This is a genomic window from Nostocoides australiense Ben110 (assembly GCF_001050535.1).
Taxonomy (GTDB): domain Bacteria; phylum Actinomycetota; class Actinomycetes; order Actinomycetales; family Dermatophilaceae; genus Nostocoides_A; species Nostocoides_A australiense.
Genome location: NZ_HG764815.1, coordinates 2058022 through 2066298, shown reverse-complemented (window position 1 = coordinate 2066298; position 8277 = coordinate 2058022). Strand labels below are relative to the sequence as shown.

Sequence of the window (8277 nt, the reverse complement as noted above, 5' to 3'; positions counted from 1 at the left end):
CGGGCGCCGATCTCCGCACCGGTACGCGAGCACTCGGCATCGAGGTCGGCAGGGGTCGGGCCCGGGCCGTGGAGGTCGAAGAGCTTTCGGGTCGGCGCGCCCGCGTGACGGCCAACACGGTCATCGTCGCCGCGGGGGCAACCCAGACGCCCGCCCTTCTCCTACGCAGCCAGCTCGGCGGCCCGGCCGTCGGCCGGAACCTCGCCATGCATCCGACCGTCAAGGTGGTGGCCCACGTGCCGGGCCTCGTCAACGACCCCTTCGACGTGCCGACATATCAGGTCAAGGAGTTCGCGCCATGGCTGAGCCTGGGTGGCAGCGCCGGAGCCCCCAGCCTGCTGGCCCTCCAACTCGCCGACACCCCCGCTCACGTCCGGGCGGCGCTGGGTGACTGGCGCGAACTCGGCTCCTACTACGCGGCGATCACCAGTGCCGGGCGCGGACGCGTGCGCCTGCTGCGCGGCCGTCGCGACCCGCTTGTGACGTACGCGCTGACGAGCGGGGATATTGCGGCCCTCCGCAGTGGGATGGGCCGCTTGCTCCACCTGCTGCTCGCGGCGGGAGCCACTCGGCTCTACCCCTCCTACGCCAACGCTCCGGCCGTCGACCAGCCCGCGGGTATCCCCGCTGCCGTGGCCGCGATCGGCCGGTCCAATGCGACGGTCATGACCGTCCACCTCATGGGGACCGCGCGGATGGGCTCGAACCCGGACACCTCCGTGACCGACAGCCGGGGGCGAGTGCACGGAGTTGACGGTTTGCGCGTCTGCGACGCCTCCGTGATCCCCGACGCCCCGGGCGTCAACCCGCAGGGCACCATTCTCGCCCTGGCACATCGAACGATGGAGGACCTGCTCCGGTGACCGACGCTCCTGTCTTCCCGGCCGTCCCCGGGGTGGTCATCACCGGGGCCGGTGGCTGGCTCGGCCGTGCCCTGCTGGCCCGGTACGAGGCCGAGCGCACGACCGGGCGGTCGACGCCACGGCAGCTGCGCGTTCTCCTTGGATCGGCGGGCGAGGTGCCCGATGTCCGAGAGCTAGCGCCCACGGCGCAGATTCACGTCGGCGACATCGCCGACCCCGACGCGGTCTCAGCGCTGCTGCGAGGAGCCACCGGCTACGCGATTGTCCACGCCGCAGGAGTCATCCATCCGGCGACCGTCGCCGACTTCGAACGGGTCAACGCCGGCGGCACCAACGTGCTCCTGAAGGAGGCTGCGGCGGCGGCCACCGGGCGGATCGTCCATATCTCGTCGAACTCCCCATTCGGCGTCAACCCGCGGCCGGACGACCGCTTCCGTCATGACGAGCCGTTCGCGCCCTGGCTCGGCTACGGTGCGTCGAAGATGCACGCCGAGTTAGCCGTTCGCGATGCCGTTGAGGCTGGCCAGGACGTGGTCATCGTGCGCCCGCCATGGTTCTACGGGCCGTGGCAACCGGCGCGGCAGACAACCTTCTTCGCCCTCGTGCGCACCGGGCGGTTCCCGGTGCTCGGCGGTGGGCAGCAACAGCGATCGATGGTCTATACCGGCAATCTCGTCGACGGCATCCTGCTCGCGCTCGGCGTGCCGCAGGCCCGAGGAGGCGCCTTCTGGATCGCAGACTCGCAGCCGTATCAGATGGCCGACGTCGTCGCGACGGTGCGAGAGGTCCTCGCCGAGTCCGGCTATGCCGTCAGCCCACACACCTTGGCGCTGCCGGCCCTGATCGGGCGCTTGGCCGAGCGTGGGGATCGGCTACTCCAGAGGCGGGGGCGGTACGTCCAAGGACTCCACGTCCTCGGCGAGACGAACAAGACCATCGCCTGCGACATTGCGCACTCGACCGATGTCCTCGGCTACCGTCCCCGTGTGGCCCTTGCCCAGGGCATGCGCGAGGCCGTCCGCTGGTGCCAGGCACGCGGAATCCAGCTCTGAGGGAGGTGGGTATGAGTCGGCGGACCCTAGTGACCGGAGGCAGTGGATACTTCGGGTCGATTCTCGTGCGTGCCCTGCATGAGCGCGGGGACGGCGTGAGAGTTCTCGATCTCAACGATGCCGACGACCGGCCCGCGGACGTCGAGTTCGTCCGGGCTGATATCACGGATGCACCGCTTGTCCGCGAAGCAGTGGCGGGGGTCGATGTCGTCTTCCACAATGTCGCACAGGTACCGCTTGCGCGTGACCGTTGCCTCTTCGAGTCGGTCAATGTCGGAGGGACGGCGACGCTGCTGCGCGCGTGCGAGGACGCCGGCGTCGCCAAGGTGGTCCACACCTCCTCATCCGCGGTGTTCGGGGTACCCGCTCACAATCCCGTCACGCGGCAGACGATTCCCCACCCCATGGAGGCCTACGGGCGGGCCAAGTACGACGCCGAGTTGCTTTGCGCGGCAGCGACGACGCGCGGCCTCGACATCTCGATCGTGCGGCCGCGGACAATCCTTGGCCACGGGCGGCTCGGGATCTTCGCGATCCTCTTCGACTGGATCGCCGACGGCGCCGCCGTGCCCGTCCTCGGGCGCGGTGACAATCGCTACCAGTTCGTGCACGCGGACGACCTTGCCGACGCCTGCCTCCGAGCCGGTGACCGGCCCGGCTCGGCCACCTACAACATCGGGGCCGAGGTCTTCGGGACCATGCGCAAGACCCTGGAGGATCTGTGCATGTATGCCGGGACAGGTGCCCGCGTGCGCTCGGTCCCGCTCACCCCGGCCGCGATCGGCATGCGCGGGGCGTCTGCGCTGGGCCTGGCGCCCTTCGGCCCCTACCACTGGCTGATGTACGGCCGCGAGATGTGGTTCGATCTGACTCCGGCGCAAGAGGAACTCGGGTGGCGCGCTGGCTATACGACGGCCGAGATGTTCGCCGACTCCTACGACTGGTTCCTGGCCCACCGTCACCGGCTCTCGGGGAACGCGCCGAGCCACCATCGCAGACCGGCACGGCAAGGCGTCCTGCGCCTCGGTAAGCGGCTCCTGAGCTAAGGCGGTTCGTCAGCTGAATAGTGGCCAGGCGACCATGGCCACCCATATTAGCCCGAGGCCCTGGAGCCAACGGTCGTGCAGGACGATCTCGTCCGGCTCGTCCCCCGCGCCGGCGTCGACGTGCATCGCGTAGCGCAGGACGGCCAGGACGAAGGGTGCGATCGACAAGACCGGAAGGCTCGAGGTGAGGGTGGCCTGCTGGTCGAATGCCCATAATCCGTAGGTCATGACCAGGCTGCCGGCCGACAAAGTCCACACGAAGCGTAGATAGGTCGCGGTGTAACGGGTCAGCGAACGGCGCGTCGACCCGGGAGCGATCGTCTCGTCCAGCCGCTCGGCATACCGCTTGCCGGCGGCGACGAACAATGATCCGAACGATGCCGCGAGGAGGAACCACTCGGACAGCCAGATCCCGGCCGCGACACCTCCGGAGATGGTCCGCAGGATGAACCCGGACCCGATGGCGGCGATATCAAGGATCGGCTCGTCGCGGAGCACGAAGGCGTAGGCGAGGTTGACGACGACATAGACCGCCATCGTCAGGCCGAGGGCCGGGCGCACTAGAAGGCCGCACAGGATGCCGAGGGCGAGCAGGACGGCCCCGATGGCGAATGCCGTGCGCACCGGGATCCGGCCGGCGGCCACGGGGCGGTGGCGCTTCGTCGGGTGGGCGGCGTCGAGCGCCGCGTCGTGGGCGTCGTTGACGTAGTAGACACCGCAGGAAGCGAGGACGAACGCCACCAGGGCACCGACGGTCGCCAGCAGGACGTCGCCGTGGACCACCTGCGCGGACAGCACGGGCGCAGCGAGAACGAGGACATTCTTGGTCCATTGCCGCGGCCGTGCCGTCCGCAGCAGATCACCGACCGTCATCGGCTCAGTAGGGGTCGTAGGGCGAATCGTGCCCCACGGCCTGGGCCAGGCCGCGCAGCCGCAACCGGAGCAGCACCTTGATGCCCACATTGCGCATCCACCACGGGATCTCCCGGAGGATCCGGAGTCGATCGGCGCGGGAGGGAGCCGCGATGCGGAACAGCGCAAGCGAACCGGTCCGCCGCTCATAGCGCAGCCGCCGACTGGGCAGGACATGGGCGAGGACGCCGAGGGTGACGCCGATCGACGAGAAACAGTCGTGGACGAGCACCGGCGACCCGTCGGGGAGGTGATCCGCCCACCGCAGGTCGTCCGCGAGCGTCCAGTAGTCGTGCTTGCCGTCGATGTAGAGATAGTCGACGGAGCGATGCCACTTGGGGCGGACCCGCGTGCTGTAGTCCATGACGAGGTCGACGTCTCCGCTTACCCCGGCCCGCGCAAGGTTGGCCTCGAAGTGGCCACGCGTGGCGGACCCTCCGAACAGGCGGCCCTCGACGAACGGATCGATCGCGATGACCTGTCCCCGGCCGGCCAACGCCTTGGCCAGGATGAGCGTCGATCGGCCGTGATGGCTGCCGATCTCCACGATGGTCGGGTGCCCCCGGAGGGCCACCGCCTCGTCCCACAAGAGCCGGGCCTGCTCGCGGGTGAGCCAGCCTTTGACGGGTTCGGCGATGGGCCACACCGAATCGAAGGTCGCGTTGCCGGTCGGTTCGCGGGTCTGCATGGGGGATGATCGCCTTCGCGTCGTGGCTATACTCGCGCGCAACCTTACTCGACGGTAGCCAATGAAGGGGGCCCGTGGCTGTTCACGCCACCACCCGTGCTTCGGTGCGCTCCGTGCAGTGGGTAGCCCTGGCTGTCCTGGTCGTCTCCGGCGCGCGCGGGGGCGTGGGCACCACGACATGGGACACGAAACTCAATCTATGGGTCGACCCTGGGCGATTCCTCGCACGCTCCCTCCATCTGTGGAATCCGACGATTTCCTTCGGTGAGCTGCAGAACCAAGCCTACGGCTACCTCTTCCCGCAGGGTCCGTTCGCCCTCCTCGGGCAGTCCCTCGGGATCCCTGCCTGGATCGTCGAGCGGGGCTGGACCATCGTCCTGCTCCTCACCGCATACGAGGGTATGCGGCGCGTCTTAGTCGCCCTGGCCGCCTCGGGGGCCGAGGTGTCGCCCTTCGTTCCGTATGCCGCGGTCCTCGCCGGGCTGGCGTACGCCGGTGCCCCCCGCCTCGTGGGTCTGTCGGGGCTCCTCACCTCGGAGGTCCAGCCGGTCGCGCTCTTGCCGTGGGCTGTCCTGCCCGGCCTGGTTCACGCAGCCGGCCGACTGTCCGCCCGGGCGGCCGGAGTGCTCTCCGGGGTCGCCGTGCTGCTTATGGGCGGGGTCAACGCGGTTGCCGTCCTGGCGACCTTCCCCGCCATCGCCGTGCTGATCGCAGCCAATCGTCGCGACCGCGGCCGCCTCGCCCTGTGGACGGGGCTGGGGGTCGGGGCAGCTATCGCCTGGTGGCTCGTGCCGCTAGTCGTGCTTGGCCGGTTCAGTCCGCGATTTCTCGACGTCATCGAAACCTCGGGCGAGACCACCGCGCCGCTCGGCTGGTTCAACGTGGTCCGGGGTGCCGATCACTGGGTCGCGTTCACCACGAGTGCTGGTGATGCTTGGTGGCCCGGCGCCTACGACCTCCATTCGACACCGCTCGGTGTCCTCGTGACCACGGCGATCGTGGGCCTGGGTCTCGTCGGGCTAGCCCAACGTGGGCTGCCGTATCGCGGTGCCCTCCTCACCCTTCTCGTCCTTGGCCTGGTCTGTCTCGGTATCGGGCACACCGGTTGGGCAGGCAGCCCGCTGGCGCCCGGCGTGCAATTTCTCCTCGACCGCACCCTCGCGATGTTCCGCAATGTGCACAAGGCCGACGGCCTGGCTCGACTGCCGCTCGCGGTCGGCCTCGGGTGGCTGGCGGTGCGCATCGCGGAGCGCGAGCGCGTGGCAGCCCCTCGGGTCCCTCACCGGTTGGCCGTCGTCGGGGCGGGAGGGGCGCTGCTTCTCCTAGTGCCATTCGTGCTGGCGCCGCAACGTATGCCGGGGTGGACCACTCCGCCCGCTGCTTGGGCCGAGGCTGGCCGCTGGCTGAACACCCATGCGGCACAAGGGCGCTCGCTCGTCCTGCCGGCCGCCGGGTTCGGTGATCAGCGATGGGGCCGGACGATCGACGAGCCCCTGCAGGCGTGGGGCGACACGGCGTGGGTCAGTCGCAGCCAGGTTCCCTTGACCCCGCCGCAGACGATCCGTGTGCTGGATGCCCTCGTATCCCTGTCCGAGGACCCGGGGGAGGCGCAGGGTCTCGTCGTCGCCCTGCGGCGCGTCGGCATAAGCAATGTCGTCCTCAGACGCGACGTGCTCGACCACGTCGTCGAACCAGCTGTGGTGGCCCGGGTTGCTGAGTCTTTGCGCCGGGCACCCGGCATCGAAGAGTCGGCCACCTTCCCGGCCCATGCCACTCCCGAGGTCGAGATCTACACCGTCACGTCGGTAGAGCGAAATGTCGCGCAATCGGTGACGGCGACCGAGAGCTCCGGCGTCATTCGGGTCGAGGGCGGTCCGGAGGCCGTGCTGGCCGCAATCGCCGGGGGTGTCCTCCCCAGCGACGGCGTGGCCCTCGTCGGCAGGGACGCCGACGGCGTGCCCGGGCTGGCATCGGGGGTCGTTGTCGCCGACGGACCGGCCCGCCGGGAGCGATCCTTCGGTCGCGTGCGCGATGCCGTCGGTCCGGTGCTCACGACGCGCGACGCGTGGACTACGAACCGGCCGGTGCACGACTTCGGAGGTGTGCCCGGTAGTCCCGAAACTGTTGCCGTCTTCGACGGGGTTGCGCAGGTCTCCGCCTCGACGAGCCAAGCCACGCCTGCGGTCCTCGGGCCGCTGCGACCGGGGTCGGGGCCACAAGCCCTAGTCGATGGCTCGATGTCTACGGTCTGGGCATCCGACCCGCTCTCGACGCCGACCGCGCAGTGGGTGCGGGTCACCCTGCCGACGGCCGTTCCGCTTCCGTCAGTGTCCATCGCCGCGGGCGTCAACCCTTCGCAAGGTGCGCCGATCAGACGGCTCAAGGTCGCGACCGATGACGGGCAGACGCAGCTTGCCGCTGTCGACCCCGTGACGGGACTGGCGCGAATCAGCCTGCGCGGCAGCGCAGTCCGCGAGTTGACGGTCGAGGTGACACAAGTGGTCGGTGACCTCGACCGCGCAGCGGTGACTATCCGGGAGATCACGCTTCCCGGGATCGAACCGGCGCGTTGGCTCGAGGTCCCGCCGGCCTCGTCGGATGGTCCGCAGGCATTCGTCCTCGCGACTCCCGCCGGCCGCCGGCCATGCCTGATCGTGGCGGCCGACCGGCCGGAGTGCGACCCCGGCATCTCCAGCGCGCCAGTCGAGGCCGCAGGGCTAAGTCGCCGGATCACCGTCCCGCGCCGCACGGAGTATGTCGCGACCGGAGTCGCGCGCGCCGTTGCCGGTCCCGGGACGGCCGAGCTCTTCCTGCCGCTCGGCGGAGCCGCGAAGGTGGTCGCCTCCTCGGTCCTCGGAGACGACCCCGCCGTCTCCGGGGCCTTCGCCATGGACGGGCGAGATGACACCCTCTGGGCGACGCAGACCCTGACCCGGTCGGCCACCCTGGTCGTGACCTACCCGGGGCGCCGGACGCTGCGCGGCATCGCGGTCCTTGGCGCCGGTGGCAGGGTGACGACTCCCGCGCGCGTCGGCATCGCCACCGCGCAAGCCGAACGCGAGGTGGCGCTCGGACCGGGGGAGACCACCTTCGCTCCGCTCACCGCCACCAGCTTCCGGATCCGCGTTGACCTCCCAGCGACCTGGCAACCCGGAGATCCGCCCCTGGGGTTGGCCGAACTCACCCTCACCGGGAGTCAGCCGGAGGATCCGTACGCGCCGCGCCTGGACAACCCGACCGGCGCCCTCTGCGGCCTGGGCCCGCGTCTCTTCATTGACGGCACAGCCCACGACACCGAGGTCACCGGGACGCTCGGCGACGTCTACAAGGACCGCGACCTCACCGTCACCGTCTGCGGCGGCCCCATCCTGCTCGCGGCCGGCCGGCATGACATCCGGTGGGAGCCGAGCAGCCGCTTTGTCGTCCACAGCGCCCGGCTTGTTCCCCACGGCTGGAGCACGCCGTCGGCGACCACCCGAGACGTGACGGTGCAGACCTGGGCCACCACCGAGCGCACCATGGACCTCGGGCCCGGGGACACGGCCGTGCTGTCCTTGCCCGAGAACCGCAACGCCGGATGGCGCGCCACCCTTGCCGGCGCGGAGTTGCCGGCGGTCGGAATCGACGGGTGGCGCCAGGGGTTCGTCCTGCCGGCCGGCACCGGTGGTCGGATCGTGCTCGAGTTCACACCCGACCGGCCATACCGCCTGGGGCTG

The 8277-nt window shown here is 70.1% G+C and carries 6 protein-coding genes; 4 read left to right on the top strand and 2 right to left on the bottom strand.

Annotated features, from left to right (window positions below; translation table 11 throughout):
• The 3 genes from BN11_RS09915 to BN11_RS09905 all read left to right on the top strand — a co-directional run.
• The coding region (locus tag BN11_RS09915; protein ID WP_048697164.1) for a GMC oxidoreductase at window positions 1–863 on the top strand (863 nt) is incomplete at its 5' end.
• Complete coding sequence (locus BN11_RS09910) at window positions 860–1915, top strand: NAD-dependent epimerase/dehydratase family protein (RefSeq protein WP_048697161.1); 1056 nt, start codon at window positions 860–862, stop codon at window positions 1913–1915. The genes BN11_RS09915 and BN11_RS09910, both read left to right, overlap by 4 nt.
• Before the next feature lie 11 nt (window positions 1916–1926).
• A complete protein-coding gene (locus BN11_RS09905) occupies window positions 1927–2961 on the top strand; it encodes an NAD-dependent epimerase/dehydratase family protein (RefSeq protein ID WP_048697158.1) in 1035 nt (344 codons plus the stop codon).
• 9 nt (window positions 2962–2970) lie between these two features.
• On the opposite strand, the gene BN11_RS09900 is transcribed toward BN11_RS09905, so the two are convergent.
• Both BN11_RS09900 and BN11_RS09895 read right to left on the bottom strand, forming a co-directional pair.
• Window positions 2971–3834, bottom strand: coding sequence for a decaprenyl-phosphate phosphoribosyltransferase (locus tag BN11_RS09900; protein WP_048697155.1), 864 nt, complete (start codon window positions 3832–3834; stop codon window positions 2971–2973).
• 4 nt (window positions 3835–3838) lie between these two features.
• Complete coding sequence (locus tag BN11_RS09895) at window positions 3839–4561, bottom strand: class I SAM-dependent methyltransferase (protein WP_201329251.1); 723 nt, start codon at window positions 4559–4561, stop codon at window positions 3839–3841.
• A 74-nt stretch (window positions 4562–4635) separates the two neighbouring features.
• Between BN11_RS09895 and BN11_RS23640 the strand changes: the two genes are divergently transcribed.
• Window positions 4636–8277: alpha-(1->3)-arabinofuranosyltransferase domain-containing protein (locus BN11_RS23640; protein WP_048697152.1), on the top strand; the 3642-nt coding region annotated here is incomplete at its 3' end.